General features: G+C 39.4%; 21 protein-coding genes and 1 tRNA gene. 15 read left to right on the forward strand and 7 right to left on the reverse strand.

Annotation, left to right across the window (positions count from 1 at the left end; genetic code table 11):
- Nucleotides 1-3: 3 nt before the first annotated feature.
- Together bcp and H6793_02355 are read right to left on the reverse strand one after the other, a co-directional pair.
- Nucleotides 4-471 (reverse strand): thioredoxin-dependent thiol peroxidase, encoded by a 468-nt coding sequence (bcp, locus tag H6793_02350; protein ID USN95158.1) that lies wholly within the window; start codon nt 469-471, stop codon nt 4-6.
- 11 nt (nt 472-482) lie between these two features.
- Complete coding sequence (locus tag H6793_02355; protein USN95159.1) at nt 483-1,097, reverse strand: nucleoside monophosphate kinase; 615 nt, start codon at nt 1,095-1,097, stop codon at nt 483-485.
- Nucleotides 1,098-1,192: 95 nt separating this feature from the next.
- On the opposite strand from H6793_02355, the gene H6793_02360 reads away from it, so the two are divergent.
- The 5 genes from H6793_02360 to dnaJ all read left to right on the forward strand — a co-directional run bounded on the left by H6793_02360 (nt 1,193) and on the right by dnaJ (nt 5,826).
- On the forward strand, nt 1,193-1,894 hold the full coding sequence (locus H6793_02360) for a transcriptional regulator (GenBank protein USN95160.1): 702 nt from the start codon (nt 1,193-1,195) through the stop codon (nt 1,892-1,894).
- Nucleotides 1,887-2,363 (forward strand): nucleotide exchange factor GrpE, encoded by a 477-nt coding sequence (locus H6793_02365; protein USN95161.1) that lies wholly within the window; start codon nt 1,887-1,889, stop codon nt 2,361-2,363. Before H6793_02360 ends, H6793_02365 begins: the two co-directional genes overlap by 8 nt.
- A 91-nt stretch (nt 2,364-2,454) precedes the next feature.
- Nucleotides 2,455-4,365: a molecular chaperone DnaK gene (gene dnaK, locus H6793_02370; protein USN95162.1), complete on the forward strand. Its 1,911-nt coding sequence runs from the start codon at nt 2,455-2,457 to the stop codon at nt 4,363-4,365.
- Complete coding sequence (locus H6793_02375; GenBank protein USN95163.1) at nt 4,365-4,703, forward strand: hypothetical protein; 339 nt, start codon at nt 4,365-4,367, stop codon at nt 4,701-4,703. Before dnaK ends, H6793_02375 begins: the two co-directional genes overlap by 1 nt.
- Before the next feature lie 7 nt (nt 4,704-4,710).
- Nucleotides 4,711-5,826, forward strand: coding sequence for a molecular chaperone DnaJ (gene dnaJ, locus H6793_02380; GenBank protein USN95164.1), 1,116 nt, complete (start codon nt 4,711-4,713; stop codon nt 5,824-5,826).
- On the opposite strand, the gene H6793_02385 is transcribed toward dnaJ, so the two are convergent.
- Nucleotides 5,823-6,320 (reverse strand): hypothetical protein, encoded by a 498-nt coding sequence (locus H6793_02385; GenBank protein USN95165.1) that lies wholly within the window; start codon nt 6,318-6,320, stop codon nt 5,823-5,825. The two genes, dnaJ and H6793_02385, sit on opposite strands and share 4 nt — an antisense overlap.
- 189 nt (nt 6,321-6,509) lie before the next feature.
- Here H6793_02385 and H6793_02390 point away from each other — a divergent pair, with 189 nt between their 5' ends.
- The 5 genes from H6793_02390 (at nt 6,510) to H6793_02410 (ending at nt 9,548) form a co-directional block, all read left to right on the forward strand.
- Nucleotides 6,510-7,031, forward strand: a complete 522-nt coding sequence (locus tag H6793_02390) for a sortase (GenBank protein ID USN95166.1) — start codon at nt 6,510-6,512, stop codon at nt 7,029-7,031.
- A 185-nt stretch (nt 7,032-7,216) separates the two neighbouring features.
- On the forward strand, nt 7,217-7,657 hold the full coding sequence (locus tag H6793_02395) for an ATP-dependent zinc protease (GenBank protein USN95167.1): 441 nt from the start codon (nt 7,217-7,219) through the stop codon (nt 7,655-7,657).
- Between the two features lie 9 nt (nt 7,658-7,666).
- Nucleotides 7,667-8,578 carry a RimK family alpha-L-glutamate ligase gene (locus H6793_02400; GenBank protein USN95168.1) on the forward strand — a complete coding sequence of 304 codons (912 nt, stop codon included), beginning with the start codon at nt 7,667-7,669 and terminating at the stop codon, nt 8,576-8,578.
- Complete coding sequence (locus H6793_02405; GenBank protein USN95169.1) at nt 8,526-9,029, forward strand: DUF192 domain-containing protein; 504 nt, start codon at nt 8,526-8,528, stop codon at nt 9,027-9,029. The genes H6793_02400 and H6793_02405 overlap by 53 nt, the downstream gene beginning before the upstream one ends.
- Before the next feature lie 18 nt (nt 9,030-9,047).
- On the forward strand, nt 9,048-9,548 hold the full coding sequence (locus tag H6793_02410; protein USN95170.1) for a hypothetical protein: 501 nt from the start codon (nt 9,048-9,050) through the stop codon (nt 9,546-9,548).
- Nucleotides 9,549-9,552: 4 nt separating this feature from the next.
- Here the strand turns inward: H6793_02410 and H6793_02415 are convergent, their stop codons facing one another.
- From H6793_02415 to H6793_02430, 4 genes are all read right to left on the reverse strand, one after another.
- On the reverse strand, nt 9,553-10,188 hold the full coding sequence (locus H6793_02415) for a hypothetical protein (GenBank protein ID USN95171.1): 636 nt from the start codon (nt 10,186-10,188) through the stop codon (nt 9,553-9,555).
- Between the two features lie 147 nt (nt 10,189-10,335).
- The gene (locus tag H6793_02420) at nt 10,336-10,860 is read right to left on the reverse strand and encodes a GrpB family protein (protein USN95172.1); all 525 of its coding nucleotides are present in this window, start codon (nt 10,858-10,860) and stop codon (nt 10,336-10,338) included.
- The gene (locus H6793_02425; GenBank protein USN95173.1) at nt 10,857-11,249 is read right to left on the reverse strand and encodes a hypothetical protein; all 393 of its coding nucleotides are present in this window, start codon (nt 11,247-11,249) and stop codon (nt 10,857-10,859) included. The genes H6793_02420 and H6793_02425 overlap by 4 nt, the downstream gene beginning before the upstream one ends.
- Nucleotides 11,250-11,481: 232 nt before the next feature.
- Nucleotides 11,482-11,558: transfer RNA gene (locus H6793_02430), tRNA-Lys, on the reverse strand.
- Between the two features lie 154 nt (nt 11,559-11,712).
- Between H6793_02430 and H6793_02435 the strand changes: the two genes are divergently transcribed.
- The 5 genes from H6793_02435 to ruvC all read left to right on the forward strand — a co-directional run bounded on the left by H6793_02435 (nt 11,713) and on the right by ruvC (nt 17,471).
- A complete protein-coding gene (locus tag H6793_02435; GenBank protein USN95174.1) occupies nt 11,713-13,167 on the forward strand; it encodes a ComEC/Rec2 family competence protein in 1,455 nt (484 codons plus the stop codon).
- A 13-nt stretch (nt 13,168-13,180) separates the two neighbouring features.
- Nucleotides 13,181-14,596, forward strand: coding sequence for a hypothetical protein (locus H6793_02440; GenBank protein USN95175.1), 1,416 nt, complete (start codon nt 13,181-13,183; stop codon nt 14,594-14,596).
- A gap of 39 nt (nt 14,597-14,635) precedes the next feature.
- Nucleotides 14,636-15,349 carry a YebC/PmpR family DNA-binding transcriptional regulator gene (locus H6793_02445; GenBank protein ID USN95176.1) on the forward strand — a complete coding sequence of 238 codons (714 nt, stop codon included), beginning with the start codon at nt 14,636-14,638 and terminating at the stop codon, nt 15,347-15,349.
- 87 nt (nt 15,350-15,436) lie between these two features.
- Complete coding sequence (locus tag H6793_02450) at nt 15,437-16,972, forward strand: lamin tail domain-containing protein (GenBank protein USN95177.1); 1,536 nt, start codon at nt 15,437-15,439, stop codon at nt 16,970-16,972.
- Between the two features lie 28 nt (nt 16,973-17,000).
- Nucleotides 17,001-17,471, forward strand: a complete 471-nt coding sequence (gene ruvC, locus H6793_02455) for a crossover junction endodeoxyribonuclease RuvC (GenBank protein USN95968.1) — start codon at nt 17,001-17,003, stop codon at nt 17,469-17,471.
- Nucleotides 17,472-17,478: the final 7 nt, after the last annotated feature.

Here is a 17,478-nt window from a genome sequence, read left to right on the forward strand (position 1 = left end):
TCTCTAGTTAGTTTGTTGCAGGGTCTTTAGATCCCGAATGATCTCTGAGCTATGTTGTTTGGGGTTGACGCCCAGATATTCTTTCACAATAAGTCCCTCTGGACTTATCAAGAAGGTGTTTCTTAGGGTTCCAGTAAATTCTCTTCCCATGAATTTCTTTTTCCCCCAGGAATTGTATGTTTCTATAATTTTGTGATCTGGGTCACTCAGTAGCTTGAAATTTAGCCCATACTTCTTAGCGAATTTTGCATGACTTGCAACAGAGTCCTTACTGATACCAATTATAACCGTGTCGTTTAGTTTTACTATGTCATCTCTAGCATCTCTAAAATTACAGGCCTCTGTGGTACAGCCTGGGGTGTCATCTTTTGGATAGAAGTAAAGCACCACCCATTTACCCAAATAGCTTTTCAAACTGACTGTTTCATCGTTTTGATCTTTAAGGTTAAAATCTGTAGCAACTTTATTCATATTATGACCTCCTATTTTGTCGAAAACTCTTGTAGTTTGTTTAAAATATCACTTGTTACCTTTGATTTTTCTTGAGATCCATCAACTTCTATTAGAAGATTACGTTTCTTGTAATAGTTAATTACTGGCAAGGTTTTGGATTTAAATTCTGACAATCGAACATTTATAGAGTCTTGATTATCATCATCACGATTCCCCCTATCGCCTAATTTTATGGCATTTCTCCATCTTGCTATTACTTCTTCCTCACTGATATTTAAATGAATCACAGCTTTCAGTGGGTGTGATGCTTCTGTCGCAGATTTACAGATTGGCTCTTCTTCTCCGTGCCATCTACCGAGTGAGCTGAAAATCAAGGGTCTATCACTATATTCTACACGTTTTAAGTATGGTAAAACCATGGCAAGATATTCTTTTTGTGGCGCTAGTTTACCAGTTGCAATGTGTGATTTTATTTGTTCGTGAGTAGATGCGCGAATAATATCTCCACCTCCGATAATAGGGGCGTTAAATACGTTTGACAATATGCGTGCTTGGGTGTCTTTGCCGGAGAAGGGTCGTCCGAATATATTAATTGACCCAGTTGATAACCATGTACGAATGATTTCTAGTTCAGTTTCTTGCATGGATTGATTATACAACCGATAGGGATAAAGTAAAAGATTAGCACTCTTGACCATTAAGTGCTAAAAGGGTAGAATTACTACTATAGGAGATAACCATGACAGATAGACAGCAACGAATTTTGCAGGCCATTGTTGAGCAGTATGCCGAAGTAGCGAGCCCAGTAGGCTCGAGTTTATTGGCGAAGGTGTTTGATGTTTCGTCTGCGACAATTCGTGCAGAAATGGCAGAGCTGGAAAAACATGGTTACATTACACACCCACACACAAGTGCTGGTAGGATACCCACTGATAAGGGGTATCGATTTTATGTGAATAGTATAGATAATTCAGAGGTATCCAAATCTGTTCCTCGTGCCGAGAAAGCTTTGACAACGCGAGCACATGGAGGTGTACCAGAAAAAGCCATTCGTAATACCGTAGACACCTTAGTAGAATTAACGCACAATTTAGGGTTAGCTACAATAGGAGACCAATTATACATGAGTGGGCTTTCAAATTTGTTTGGGCAACCAGAATTTATCAATAGCAGTCAAGTCCGTGAGGTAGCTAGGTTGTTGGATAATCTAGAGCCATGGCTATATGAAGCGGCTCCCAATGAGCCACTTAGTGTTTATATTGGTAAAGAAAACCCAGTTGGACGAAGCGCGGGATGCACACTAATAGTTAGTCGTTTCACTAGTCCATTTTCAGACCGTAGTTATATTGGAGTGCTTGGCCCAACAAGGCAAAGCTATCGAGATGTTATGACATTAGTTCGACGTGCAGGCAAAACACTAGAGGAGGCAATGTATGGCTAAGAAATCATCACCAACAACCAACGATGAATTACAAATTTTGCAACAACAAGTAGCAGATTTGACTGACGCACTACAAAGAGAACGTGCAGATATTATCAACGTGCGCCGTCGTCACGATGAGCAATTGTCAAGTGTTAAAAAGGTGGTGAAAATTCAGGTTGTAGAAGAGCTATTGCCGGTTATCGATAATTTTGAAAGAGCTCTTAGGCATGTCCCTAAAGATATTGAAAATAATGATTTTGTGAAAGGTGTTAGCGGGATTGTTAAGCAATTTGAAAAGACACTTACAGATTTAGGCGTGGCAAAAATACCAACAATTGGTCAACGGTTTGATCCAAACCTGCATGAAGCAGTTGGCGCAGAAGACGGAGTAGGCGAGAAAGAGATTATTATAGGAGAGTTACAGTCTGGATATATGCTCGAAGATGCTGTTTTACGCCACGCAATGGTTAAGGTCCAAAAACAATAAACTAGCACTCTTGACTTGCGAGTGCCAATTTGTGTATGATACAATTGTTTTAGCACTCTAATAGGTAAATTGCTAACGAAAGGATAATCAAATGGGTAAGATAATAGGAATAGACTTAGGAACAACAAACTCAGCTATGGCTGTAATGCAGGCCGGAAAGCCAGAAATTATTACAAATTCTGAAGGGAATCGCACTACCCCAAGCGTGGTAGCTATTAACAAAAATAATGAACGCTTAGTGGGTCAGGTTGCCAACCGACAGAGAGTTATTAATCCAAAGAACACTATCTTTGGCGTAAAGCGATTAATTGGCCGTAATTTCAACGATAAAGAAGTTCAAAAAGACATAGAACTAATGCCTTATGATATCGTAAAGAGTGGATCTGGCGTAAAAGTTAAGATGGCCGATAAAGAGTACAGCCCAGAAGAAGTAAGCGCAATGATTCTGAGTAAACTTAAGGCTGACGCAGAAGCGTTCTTGGGTGAGCCAGTTTCAGAAGCTGTAATTACTGTTCCTGCATATTTTGATGATTCTCAACGACAAGCCACAAAAGACGCAGGTAAGATTGCTGGCCTAGAAGTGAAGCGTATTATTAACGAACCAACTGCTGCAGCACTTGCTTATGGAATTGATAAGAAAGGTAAAGAAGAAAAGGTTGTTGTCTTTGACCTTGGTGGTGGAACTTTCGATGTTTCTATTCTGCACTTGGGTGATGGTGTCTTTGAGGTGTTATCAACCAATGGAGATACTCACTTAGGCGGAGAGGATTTTGATCTTAGGATTGTCAATCACTTTGTTGACGAATTCAAGAAAGAAAGCGGTATTGACATAAAAAACGACAAGGCCGCCATGCAACGACTTAAAGAGGAAGCTGAAAAAGCCAAGAAGGAGCTATCTACCACAGAAGTCACAGACATTAATTTGCCATTCTTGACTGCTGATGCCGAGGGTCCAAAACACTTTGAATACAAGCTAACTAGAGCAAAATTAATAGATTTAGTTCAGGAGCTAATCGACCAAACTGCGGTTCCATGTGAAAAAGCCCTAAAAGATGCGAAGCTGACTGCCAAAGATATCGATGAAATTATTTTGGTTGGTGGTATGACGCGAATGCCAGCAGTTGTCGAAAAAGTTAAAAGTATTTTTGGGAAAGACCCAATGCAAGGAGTTAATCCCGATGAAGTGGTGGCAGTGGGCGCTGCGATTCAGGGTGGAGTTTTGCAAGGTGACGTTAAGGATGTGTTGCTTCTTGATGTAACTCCGCTATCACTAGGTATTGAAACACTTGGAGGTGTCGCCACAAAACTAATCGAGCGTAATACAACAATTCCTACAAGTAAAAGTGAGGTTTTTAGCACAGCAGCCGATAATCAGCCACAGGTTGAGATCCATGTTGTTCAAGGTGAGCGTGAAATGGTTGCCGACAACAAAAGTTTAGGACGATTTGTTCTTGATGGTATTCCGTCCGCGCCACGGGGTGTTCCGCAAATCGAAGTCACCTTTAATATTGATGCCAATGGTATTTTAAACGTTACAGCAAAAGATAAGGGATCTGGTAAAGAGCAATCAATTACCATCCAGAACAGTGGTAATCTTGATAAAGCAGATGTCGAAAAGGCAGCAAAAGAGGCGGAGGCTCATGCAGAAGAAGACAAGAAAAAGCGTGAAGCGGTAGAAGCAAGAAATCATCTTGACAGCGCAATATATCAGGCAGAGAAGATGAAATCGGACAATAAAGATAAGCTAAGCGAAGAAGATGCCAAAGCACTTGAAGAGGCAGTTGAAAAAGCCAAAAAAGTCGCAAGTGATGAAAAAGCTGAAAAAGATGCCCTGGAAGAGGCTGGCAAAGAACTATCTGACAAGTTGATGCCAATAGGCGCCAAAATGTATGAGCAGGCTCAGAAGGAAGAATCTGAAAGTAAAGACGCCAAGTCAGAAGATAAAGAATCCAGTAAAGACGAACCAGTTGAAGGCGAAGTCGTCGACAACAAGGAAGACTAATGCCAGAAAAAGAACCATTTTTGTGTGATGGTTGTCCTGGAAAGGGTAATCCTTACGTTGACTTTGATGTTAACGGGAGTTGTTATTTCAGAAGTGTTGATTCGTTCCTCCAAACTAGAAGATATCGTATAGAATGTCCAGAACAGTATTCTTCGAACAAAGAGCTGGCAGAATTGAGTTCTGCATATCTTAGATATTTTGATGAGGAAGCAGGAGAGTATTACGAAGAGCAAGGTAGAATTGAGGAGGCATATTTAGGGATTCTGTGCGCAGAGCGTTTTTTGGCCGGTCACTGTACCAAGACAAGAAATCAAATCTTGAAGGAAAGTGAGATATAGTTAATATATGGCAAAAAGGGATTACTATGAGGTATTGGGTGTTGGCAAGAACGCTAGTGACGACGAGCTAAAAAAGGCTTTTCGAAAAAAGGCAATACAATATCACCCAGATAAAGGTGGCGATGAAGCTAAATTTAAAGAGGTCAATGAAGCTTACGAGGTTTTAAAAGACAGTAAAAAACGCCAACGTTATGATCAATTCGGTCATGCGGGTGTTGGGAGTAGTGCGGCGAGTGACGGATCTGCTGGCGGTAACCCATTCGGTGGTGGTTTTGGAGGATTTCAAGGGCAAAATATCAATATAGATTTTGATGATTTAGGTTTGGGTGATATTTTTGGTAGCTTTTTTGGTGGTGGCGGTAATGGAGAGAAGCACAGAAAGGCACGTGGTAATGACGTCCAAACTAGGCTTGATTTGTCATTCGAACAGGCAATATTTGGAACAAATATCGACCTAGACTTGAACCTGAATGATACTTGCGAGCACTGCAAAGGTAGTACTGTTGAGCCCGGACATCAGATGAAGACATGCCCAACATGTAATGGCGCAGGTCAAACGGTGAGAGTAATGCGAACAGTGCTTGGAAATATCCAACAAGCAGCAGTTTGTGATTCTTGTAAGGGTTCGGGTAAGGTCCCTGAAAAGATATGTACAGTATGTCGAGGATCAGGCGTAGAGCGTAAAAACCAAAAAATCAAACTCAAGGTGCCAGCAGGTGTAGATGACGGAGCTACAATACGCTTGAGTGGTCATGGTGAGGCTGTGGCAAATGGGCCAAAAGGAGATCTGTATGTGTCTATCCATGTAAAGGCGCATAAAAAATTCACCAGAGAAGGTGACCTAGTGCTAAGCGAAGAAGTTGTTGATATGGTTGATGCAGCTTTAGGTACAGAAATAGATGTTGAAACGGTTGATGGTGTAGTGCGAATGAAGATTCCAGCCGGAACCCAAAGTGGCACAGACTTTAAGTTAAGTGGCCATGGAGTTCCGCACATTCAGTCAAAGGGTAGAGGCGCACATATCGTAACAGTCACCGTTAAAACTCCAACCAAGCTCAGCAAAAAACAACAAGAATTACTTAAACAGTTTAAGTCTTCGCACAAAAAAGGATTTTTTGGTTAATCTTTTTGATCGTCGATTACTTGTATTTGGTCCTTGTAGTATTCTAACTGTTCGTTAATAATCGGTTCCCATGCATCAAAGTTGGCGCGATGTTCAAAGGCCGTTTGCGTATAGTCATCCATAGTTCCTAATATCGATTGCGCTATAGCAAGCTTTGAGCCAGGGCTTCTACCTAGATATATATCTAGCAGTTTGTCTTTACCTTCAGGAATTTCTTCAAGATTACTACCAAAAGGATTACTCACCTTGACATCGTGGTTATCGATGCTTGCTTTTATGAAATCACATACCGAATCAAACGCTACAGATGCTTGGTCTTTCGAATAATATATAGCGTTAATTTTGCTCAGTCTAAGAGCTGGATTAATGAAGAGGCCATCAGCATTAAGTGTTAGTAAAGGGTCATTTTGATCTCTGTCTGAAGGTAAGACTTTGTCGATAATATCCATCCACTGAGGCTGGTTATCGATTGGTGAAGCTTCTTTATCTGGCATGTTGCAAGTATACATTAATGATCGGTATAATAACAATCACACGTGTCGAGAAAACATAGTCACTATCACTTTGATCAGCAACCCATAAAAAGGCGAAGTAATAAAAGAACACTTCTACTGCTCTTTGGAATATTTTTACTTATTGTTATAGGAATATATTTATTCGTAATAATTCAGTCGCCAGACATTATGTTAGACAGTAGTGAGTCTGCAAAATCAAAAGAAACCACCTTAGTTAGTCAAAAAAGAGATTTTGTGAAGGTAGACAAGCTTAATTTGGTTGTTCCTATCGAAGCAGACCCAGATAAAGCTTATGCTTCTGGGGAAATAGTCTGGAAGAATCCCGAAACAGATGACAATAACCAAAGTAGAGGATTTATTCTATGTGCAACTAGGTTTAAATTAGGGACTACTCCACAAGCAACAAAAACACAATCACCCTTTTATCATATTGAAAAATTAAGCAAGGACGATGAGATTGATGTCTATTTTCAAGATCAATGGTATTCATATAAAGTATCAGACGTTCGTAGAGATTCACCAGTTGAGTCATCGAGTAGCAAAGGAAATTTCAATCAAGCATCCATAAAGATGTATACCTGCTCTAATACTGACGACTCAGATAGCCAATTCGTCGTTACTGGTGAACCAATTGTTACTCAAAAAGAAACACAGAAAGCTACTAGTGATAGCGGTAGTAGTTTACTTTAGTTGAATATATGGTTATGCTTATATTATGTTAAGATTGCGTCAAATTATGTCTAGGCAAGAAGGCCTAATTCCACTATTGATTTTCATATTTGCGGTTGTTGTCGGACTAATTGTCCTAGTTTACTTAAGGGTTCAGAACGCTCAGTAGTATTGCAAAAAATCTATAAATATAGTACAATATGAAAATGGCAGATATAAAAACTAGCTCTATTGCCACAAAAGATGCACAGTCCACTACTTTAGGTGTTTTTGAAACAGCGTATTTTCCGGAGTTTAGCGATAACATCGTAAGTATTAAAATTGATACTGGTGCATACACCGGAGCAATGCATGCAACTAAAATTAGAGTTGCAACTATTAATGGCAATACAAAGTTAGAATTTGCGCCATTTGGCGGGGATAAGCTAGTAAGGGTATCAGATTTTAGAAGAAGTTCAGTAACGAGTTCTAATGGCAGTACTGCAACTAGATATTTCATTGATACAGTAATAGTTTTAAGGGGTGTTAGATACAATATTACAATAAGTCTAGCTGATAGAGGTAAGATGAAGTATCCAGTAATAATTGGACGCAAGTTCTTGAGAGCAAATAATTTGGTGATTGACCCAAATGGTCAATCGCAGTAAGGTTCAAACATGAAACTAGCAATTTTATCAAACGGTCCAGGTAATTATTCGACAAAACGACTAGCTGAAGAGGCAGAATCGTTAGGTCATGATGTGATGGTTGTGAAATATAAAGAATGTTACGCTTCAATAGAAAAGAGTAATCCCGCAGTAAATTATAGAGGCGAAGATCTTCGTGTGGACGCTATTATTCCACGGATTGCTAGTAATATGACTAGATACGGAACAGCAATTGTGCGCCAATTTGAGATGCAGGGCGTATATACTGCATCGAACTCGATCGCTATTACAAGATCTAGAGACAAGCTTAGAAGCATGCAATTGCTTGCTAAAGCAGGAGTAGGTATACCAAAGACTGTTTTCTCTCGTAATACTGCCGATATCGAAGATTTGCTTGATCAAATTGGTGGTACTCCAGTAATAATAAAGTTAGCAAGAGGTACTCATGGTAATGGTGTTGTATTGGCAGAGACAAAAAAAGCTGCGAAATCAGTATTACAAGCATTTTATCTTCATAATGAGGATGGTACTAACATATTATTGCAAGAATTTGTCAAAGAGTCTGCTGGTGAAGATATCCGGGCCTTGGTTGTTGGCGGTAGGGTTGTTGCTAGCATGAAGCGCCAAAGTTTGGATGATGACTTTCGGAGCAATATTCACCAGGGGGGCGAAGGAATGCCAATTAAACTATCGGACGAAGAGCGCAAGACTGCTACACGGGCTGCAAAGGCAATGGGTTTGCCTATTTGTGGAGTAGACATGATGCGCTCCGAAAAAGGACCTTTGGTGCTAGAGGTCAACTCTAGTCCTGGTTTGCAGGGAATTGAGAGGGTTACAGGGCGCAATGTTGCTGTTAAAATAATAGAGTATGTCGAACAAAACGCCCGAAAACAGCGCCGAAAAGATCGCGTTGGTGCCTAGTAAAGAGAAGTCGCAAAATTCATTGCTGACATTACTGGTTGTTTTAATTGTGGTATTTTTGGGATTTTCTATTTTAGTGTATTCTTTTTTGAACGACAGACAAATTGTGGTTAATAATCATAAAATCAATGTACTAGTGGCAGATACGAAAGATTCGCGTGCAAAAGGTTTAGGTGGATGGAATCGTTTAGGTAAGAATCAAGGAATGCTCTTCAAATACTCCGGTAATGGCATATATTGTGTTTGGATGAAAGATATGAAATTTAATATTGATGTTATCTGGATTAGTGACAACAATAAAGTCGTAGATATTAAAGAAAATCTTAGTCCAGATACGTATCCTGAAGTGTTTTGCCCAAACAAGGATGCGAAATATTTTCTTGAAATTCCATCTGGGTCGGTGTCAAAGTTCGGGATAAGAGTTAATGATAATATAAGTATCGACCGATAAACATGGTATATTAAGCTTATGCCTTACGAGATAGTTGTTATTGGCGTTCCTATTATTATATTGACGTTGTTGATGATGATTATGAGAACAAACAGCGGGGTGGTGTTTTTTAGTGTGTGTTCTGGTAGTGTGCTGGCTACTCAAATTGGTGGTGAGGCGTCTTTGATCGGCGCTTCTTTTATAAAAGACGGCGACCTAAGTAAAACTATTACTAGTATCGCACTGATAACTCTACCTGCAATTTTCAGTGCGATAATTTTACGTAAATCAATCACTCCAGGAAAATTTGTGTTGAACATAATTCCTAGCATTTGCGCGAGCACACTTTTGGTATTATTGGTTGTACCGCTATTGCCCCAAAATATCAATAACCAATTACTAAGTAGTAGTACATGGGAGCAACTACAGGGATTTCAACCGTTTATCTTAGTGGTAGGTGTTATCTCTAGTCTTATGTTATTAGTATTCACTCATGCCAAAATATCGACAAAGTCAAGTAAACACAAGAAACATCATTAAATCTCTAATCGATGCTGTAACCAGTCGCCTTCCAGGAACCACCTTCAATACCAAATGTTACAGACCCCGTCTTAGACATACCCATTATTGACAAGCTGACTTTTATAGATCCGGTATTTTCACTGTACGCTACCCACGTACTCTTATCAAACTTCACACTTGTACCAACAGGTACTTGACTGGTGTCTAGATTGCTGGACACATAAGGGTTTCCTTTTATGCCGTTCGATTCAATTGAGTTGATTGCAGTTTCTACTCCTGGCGGAATTCCGGTGTTTGTTGACTGAACGCTAGGAGCTTGTTGCTGATTTGGTGTAGAAGTTTGTCCTGATTGATTTGTGGTTGATGGCCCGGGATTAGCTGTGTAGTATTGTTGATTAGGGCCCTGTCCTTGAACGGTTTCAGTAGGACTAGGATTAGAATAAATGTCGTCTGTCGAAAGTTGTTGCTCTATCGAAGAAGAAGTTGGTGAATTAACTTGCTTTGAAGATACCGTATTCCTATAAAATAGGTATGCTAACATTGCCAAAAAAACAGGAATCCCAACAACGGCAATAATCAATATTGACCTTACTTTTTGATGCATTTGGAATTTTTGTATATCTTGACTATTTGCGCTAAGAGCATTAAAGCTACTCATAAAGCTTATGATACCAGGGATGGCAAAAAAATAAAACTAAACTAATAACTAATCATCTGCTTTTTCTAAGATTTTTAATATAACTTTTGAAGCTACTCCCGCCGAGATTTTTTGTAAAAAGGAAAAGGATGTTTCTGGGCGGGTGTGCTATGACAGGGCTTTGTCAAAAATTGATTGAAAGAAGTCGTCTTTCAATTTCGTATAAGTTGCCCTGTCATTGGCGTATTGTTGGGCAAGCGTAGTTTTAAGTTTTCTGTATTCGTTGCGTTCGGCTTCGTGGGTTCGCATGTAATCCCTAAAGGCGATCGGCTTTGTCCATTGTTCGGTGTCGTCTTGCAACACAAGGTTTAGGTGATGTGTGCGATTTTCTTGCGAGCCTTTAGGGAAAAACTTGCGGTCATTAAACATACGCTCAGGGATATATTTGTAACTGAGTTTTTGCAGTTCGTCTATAAACTCTGGCAAATCGTCAAAAGATTTTACGGCAACAACAATATCAATAATCGGTTTGGCAACTAGTCCTGGTATTGAAGTACTGCCAATATGTTCAATGGCAAGTATTTTGTCGCCGAAAGTTTCTAGCAATCGTTGTTTTTCTAACTCAAACTCTTTTGGCCAGTTCGGGTCGTAGTCTACGACTTTGACCGTGCCACGTTTTAGCCCAATGCTCATCGTTCCCACTGCTTCAAATGTGGCGAAAAGTCCACTTGATAATCAGGAATACCGATAGATATGCCGTAGGCTGTCGCCTCGTCATATTGTTTCTTATCTGTGCGGTCAGTAATATGAAACACCTTGCTAGTGTAGATAACGTAATGCTCGGTATCAGTCTTAAAATCAGCGTACCAGTCGTGTTCTTTGTCTAATGCCTTGCTTATTTTATCGGCGACTTCTGCAACTTTATCATCTTGTATTTCAACTGTATGCAAAGTCCATTGTTTGACCCAGGGCGTTTTATGGTGTTCGGTTACTGGCTCAACTTTTGTTGAAATGATGTTTACATCATTTAAGACAGATTTGTCTGTCAAACTTTCCTCAATAGTTACGCCGTTAAAACTCATATCTTACTCCATAGATAAATAGGTGTTAAGGATTGCTTCAATTAGCCCACTGTCCAGTTCGCTGTTCTCGGCCATTTCCGCCAGCAGAGTTAAGTCTTTCTGGGGTACCTGGCTCGGCTTGAAAGGTATATTACTTATCATCATTTCTTTCAAATCCTCCCGCCAGACCTGACTTTTTCTCAGCTGAAAAAATGAAGACACTGCCGTTAAATCTTAAAAAATGTCTGATTTGTGGAGGGCCCACTGGGACTCGAACCCAGGACACCCTGCTTAAAAGGCAGGTGCTCTAACCGACTGAGCTATGGGCCCGTTATAAAGCAAACCTTGCGATAACGGATTATTGTTAACACGACTAGCGACCGTATATTACAAGGGTATATTATCCTTGATTTCGGCAAAAAGTCAATAAAATTGACATCTACCTGCTTTTGTTTATTGACACAATAACAAATAAGATACCAGCATGGTTGGCAAGTATAGGATACGTCAAACGACAATGATTTCTTGTGGGTTGATATTATTTTTGGCGGGGCTTATATTGGCAAGGTTTATTAGTTGGGCTGAATTGGTAATTATTGTATCGATATTAATCATTGCTACTTTTATATTATTACCAAAGCATAGGAAATGTTATTGGATCACCCTGGGATTGATAGTTTGTTTATTGATAGGGTACTTTAGAGGAGTATCCTATTCGTATCAAGTTAATAAGTATGATGACCTATACAGGAAGCAAGTTAGCCTAATTGTAGTCGCAAGAGAAGACGCAATTTATAGCGAACGCAAACAGCTAATATTCTCATCAAACAAAATTGAGACAACAAATGGCCATAAGCTGGTTGGCAATATTGAGGTTGAGGGATTTGGGTTGCCAATGGTCTATAAAGGGGATAAGGTTTTAGTAGAAGGCAAGCTCTATCCCAGACGTGGAGATAATGTTGCGGGCATTAGCTTTGCGAAAATATCCTTAGTTTCATCAGGCATAAATAAGATTGATCAACTACGTAGGAACTTTGCTACAGGGCTACAAAATGTCTTACCAGAACCTCTTGCATCTCTTGGGTTAGGGATCTTAATCGGACAGAGGAGCGGTATACCAAAAGATTTGACAGAGCAATTAAGGGAGGTCGGACTAATACATATTGTTGCTGTTTCTGGTTATAACTTAACAATAATCGTATATTTTGCACAGCGATTATTGCAAAAACGGTCAAGATTTCAGGCCACCATTATTCCAGGTATGCTCGTAGTTGTGTTTTTGTTGATCACTGGGTTCAGTCCTTCTATTATTCGAGCAAGCGTGGTAAGTTTCATCAGTTTATTTATGTGGTATTTCGGCAGACAAATACGACCAATCCTGTTGATTTTACTATCTGCAGTTGTAACTGCGGGTTGGAATCCACTATATATCTGGTCAAGTGTCGGCTGGTACTTATCTTTCTCGGCGTTCTTCGGAATATTAATCCTGAGCCCTTTGATACTTAGTAACTTTTTTTCACCAAAACATAACGAAAAGCTCATCCCTCAATTAATCTCCGAAACTATCAGTGCTCAAATTTGCACTATTCCAATATTGCTATATGTTTTTCATAGTTTTTCAGTTGTCAGTTTACTCGCAAATATTCTTGTTGTTCCATTGATACCTTTTGTGATGATGGCTACTTTAGTTTCGGGGTTGTACGGAATGATTAGTCCTATAATGTTCTTTGGACTAATAGTATTGCCCGCCAAAATAATGCTTCAATATATTGTGGAGATTGCGGAATTATTAAGCAGGCTATCGTTTGCTAGCTTCGAGGTTTGGATTACGATACCTCAAACAGTTATTTTGGTGACATTGATTATTTTATTTACCACATTGCTGTATAATCGTTACTCGAAAAAATTGACAATAAAAAGATCCAGTTCTATAGTTTAGTTAAAGAATAAGCATGAAAAAATCAATTCAAAAAATCGTAAAACACCCATTTGTCATTGTTTTGGCTACTTTATATTTCATAGCTTGGTCTTGGGTATTTGTAACAGATAGCTTAGATTTGGCTGGATCAAAACCAGTAGCTATGGTTATTGCCACTTGGGTGGCGTTATTTAACGTTACTTTATCGGTATATATTGTTGTAAAAATATTTAGGTTTTTGAGAAAGAAGTTTAAATTAACAAACCCATGGTTAATTATCGCTCTCGGATTGCCGCTTTTTGCGCTTATGGACTTCTTGGTTTCGTGGATTACGGCAGTTATTTGGATCGGCCCAGAAGGAAGCATTGACAATGTTATACCTCTTGCTTCTCCAACATTGGTATTAATAAACACACCACTTGGATATACGACAAGGTTTGTTGGATTTTATGGTTTGGCTGGGTTGTTTTGGCTGACAGTCTTCTTACTTTCTAGGAAAAGTTGGCGTAAGTATGCATTTCTTTGTTTTGTGGTGACTTGTGTATTGTCGTTAGCTGGATACCTTATGTATAGACATCCAGATGGTAGGTCTATTTCTGCGACTATTGTTAGCGAAAATTTAGATAACCACGTTGGAGTACTTAAGGATCGTAACAGTAGCATAGTGGTATTCCCGGAATATTCATTGGACAATATTGACAATGAAAGACTAGGCGAGCGGTTAGGCAAAAATCAAGATGGGTCAAAAACTTATTTTGTTGGTTCTGCTCAGGTTAATAATGGTCAGCCTGCCGGACACCATAATGTATTAAGATTCGGTAATTCAGAAAACGGCATAGAAAGTTCACAAAAAAAGTATCGATTGATCCCTGCGGGCGAAGACCTAAGCTATATTATGCGCACTATGCTTCGCGCAACTAACCAAAAGTCTACATTAGATTATTTCAGTTATGCTAAAATGGTTATTAAAGGAGAGCACCCTCTCCAACCACTAAAGATTGACGACCAAACCATCCTTGGTTCAGCGGTTTGTTCAAGTATTATTGCGCCAAAGGATTATAGAGTATTTGCCAGGCAAGGAGCAACAATATTCACTAATTCTGCATCGCTCACAATTTTTAGAGGATCAAGAGTTTTTGCTTGGCAACAGAAATCACTAGCAAGATTTATGTCAGTCGCAAATTCTCGATATTTTTTGCAGTCAGCTAATGCTGCAACAGCGTATGAGTTAGATAACAATGGGCGACAATTAGCAGAGGTGCGTGGCATAGAAGCTAAAGACATTAAAGTGGTTACCAATTCCACCAAAACTGTATATACATATATTGGAGAGTTTCTGGTTGCAATCGGGATGCTAATAACTGGAGGGTGGCTTGTTAAGTTGCTACTTGACAGAACGCAATCCAATAAAAATCACAAAAAAAGAGTTTCAAAAAAGCCAAAGAAGTAATTATGTTATAATATTATCTAGAACAACTGGAGTAATAAAATGGCTGGACATAGTAAATGGGCTAAGATACATCGCGGAAAAGCAATAGAGGATGCCAAGAGAGGGGCGATATTTACGCGACTCGGCAATGCAATAGCTATTGCCGCAAAAGGTGGATCAGACCCCGACATGAACTTTTCATTAAGGCTAGCAATTGATAAAGCTAAAGCATCCAACATGCCTGCTAACAATATTCAGAGGGCAATCGATAGGGGCTCTGGCAAGCTAGGGGGTGACCAGATTCAAGAAGTAATGTATGAAGGTTATGGTCCGGGTGGTGTTGGTATTTTGGTGGAGTGTGCAACAGACAACACAAACCGTACTTATACTTTTGTACGAACAGCGTTTGCAAAGCATGGTGGAAACATTGCAGAGAAAGGCTCTGTGGCGTTCTTATTTGATAGAAAGGGAATGATTCGAGTAAAAGGCAGTGGCGAAGAATTATTACTACTAATACTTGATTCTGGTGCAGAGGATGCTATTGAAGATGACGAAGAGACGGTGGTATATACCGAACCAAAACAGCTTGCTACTGTTCGCAACAAACTACAGGACGAAAAGATTGAGATTGTTGAAGCAGAACTTACTTATGTTCCTCAAAATATCGTGACAATTGCTGACGAAGCTACGCAAGGTAAGGTAATGCGCTTGATGGATGTATTAGAAGAGCTCGATGATGTAGTTACCACACATACCAATTTCGATATAGCATAAACATAATGAAGTTGACTTAAAGTAAAATTTACAATTAAGTATTTATTCTTTTAAATATTGAGAGTATATTTAGGCATACTTATGGGGATGAGATTAATAAGTCTAGTTGCTTCTTTGTTTATTAGTAGTATGTTAGTGCCTGCTAGCATGTTGGCTGATCCTGAGCCGAGAGTACTAATTGTGGGTGTTAAAATCGGTGGAATTGTGGCCGGAGAACCTACAGAATACATTAATGTATACAATGACTCTAATGTTGACGTAGACTTATCAAATTGGAGAGTTGAATACGCTAAGCCGAATGCCAAAATAAATGATTGCAATGCAATAGATTGGACAAAACAAGATAGTTCTTCAAGCGTTAAATCATACACCTTAAATGGTGTAATTGCGTCTCATCAAACAGTTCAGGTTGAAGTTAGCATGAACGACAACTCTGGTGGCTCAGTAAGGCTAATCCAAGATAACAAAATTTGGGATTTGGTTGGATGGGGAAGTATGCCGAGTTCTGGGGTATGTAAGGAGGAAGACCTTGCTCCTATACCGGCAAATACAAAGAGTATACATAGAGCAGTTGATGATAGTGGTTACTTTATTGATACGGACAATAATTTCGCAGACTTCAGTCATTCTACAACAGATGTAAAAATTGACACAAACTCACCAAACAATACCGATACTATATCAACAAACGATAGTTGTAGAATTGATGATTGTGCTGGTGTTGGTCAACAGGCATCAAATTTATGTACTGATTTGGCAATTTCGGAGATATTACCTAATCCTTCAGGCACAGATTCAGGTAATGAATATATTGAACTATACAATTCATCTTCTTCAACTATTAATTTAAGTTTATGTAGCATTAAGATAGGTAACTCAACTAAAAAATTGACCGGCTTAGCTCCTCCAGGTTATTGGGTGCACAGAGGATTGGTTCTTCCAAATGCTGATGGCGGGATGGTTGAACTCATAACAAGTACAAACGAGGATGTGGTATCGTACCCTGCTGGATTGCATGACAATGAGGCCTGGGCTTTGATAGATGGTAAATGGCAAGTTACATCTCAGCCAACACCAGGAACGGCTAATATTCTAATTGTACCAACAGAAGTAGCAACCGCTACTACCACAAATACAACTACTCTTGAATCTTGTGGAGCTGGAAAGTATCGAAATCCAGAGACCAATAGGTGCAAAAGTGTAGGTGATTCACAAGCACTAAAGCCTTGTGAACCCGGTCAAGTTAGAAATCCTGACACAAACAGGTGTCGTTCAACTGCAATTATGTTGGCGAATCTTAAACCATGCGACGTTGGGCAAACGCGGAACCCCTCAACTAATCGTTGCAAAAAGGTATCCGCAACGACAACTCTAGCTGTATGTAAAGAGGGTCAAGTTAGAAATCCTGACACAAATAGATGCAGAAAAGTTGCTGGATCAACCACGAATGTATCAGCAACAAATACCCCAAGTTCAGAAAGCAACCAACAGAAAAATAAACTAAATTATGGTGTTTTTGCGGGTATTGCAGTGTTAGTTTTGGGGTATGGTGTATATGAATATCGAGAAGATATCGTTCAAAAACTCTCTCTATTACGAGGCAAAATACTTAAACAAAAGTAATCCTAAGGACTAAATGTATAATAAAAACGTGAGGATATTAGGTATTGATCCAGGAACGGGCATAGTTGGGTTTGGTATTATTGATGTTGATAGTGGTAATACAAAATTTGTAGAAGCCGGGGTTATTAGAACTCCAGCGCATCAAGAAGATAGCGAGAGATTACTGACTATTTACCAAGACCTTAAGGGGATAATATCGCAATATAAACCAGATGTGATGGCTGTAGAAAAACTCTTTTTTATCCGCAATATTACTACCGCAATGAGCGTCAGTCAGGCGCGTGGTGTAATACTATTACTGGGTAAGCAGAAAAAAATACAACTAAATGAGTATACCCCCTTGCAGATAAAACAGGCGGTAACAGGTTACGGTAAGGCGGATAAAAAACAGATACAGGAGATGGTTAAGGTAATCTTAAAACTACCGCAAATACCAAAACCAGATGACGCGGCCGACGCATTGGCTGCGGCTATCTGTTGTAGCACAAGTATGCGATAATATAGCT

This window comes from Candidatus Nomurabacteria bacterium, from assembly GCA_023898625.1.
Lineage (GTDB): Bacteria > Patescibacteriota > Saccharimonadia > Saccharimonadales > JAGQNJ01 > HK-STAS-PATE-36.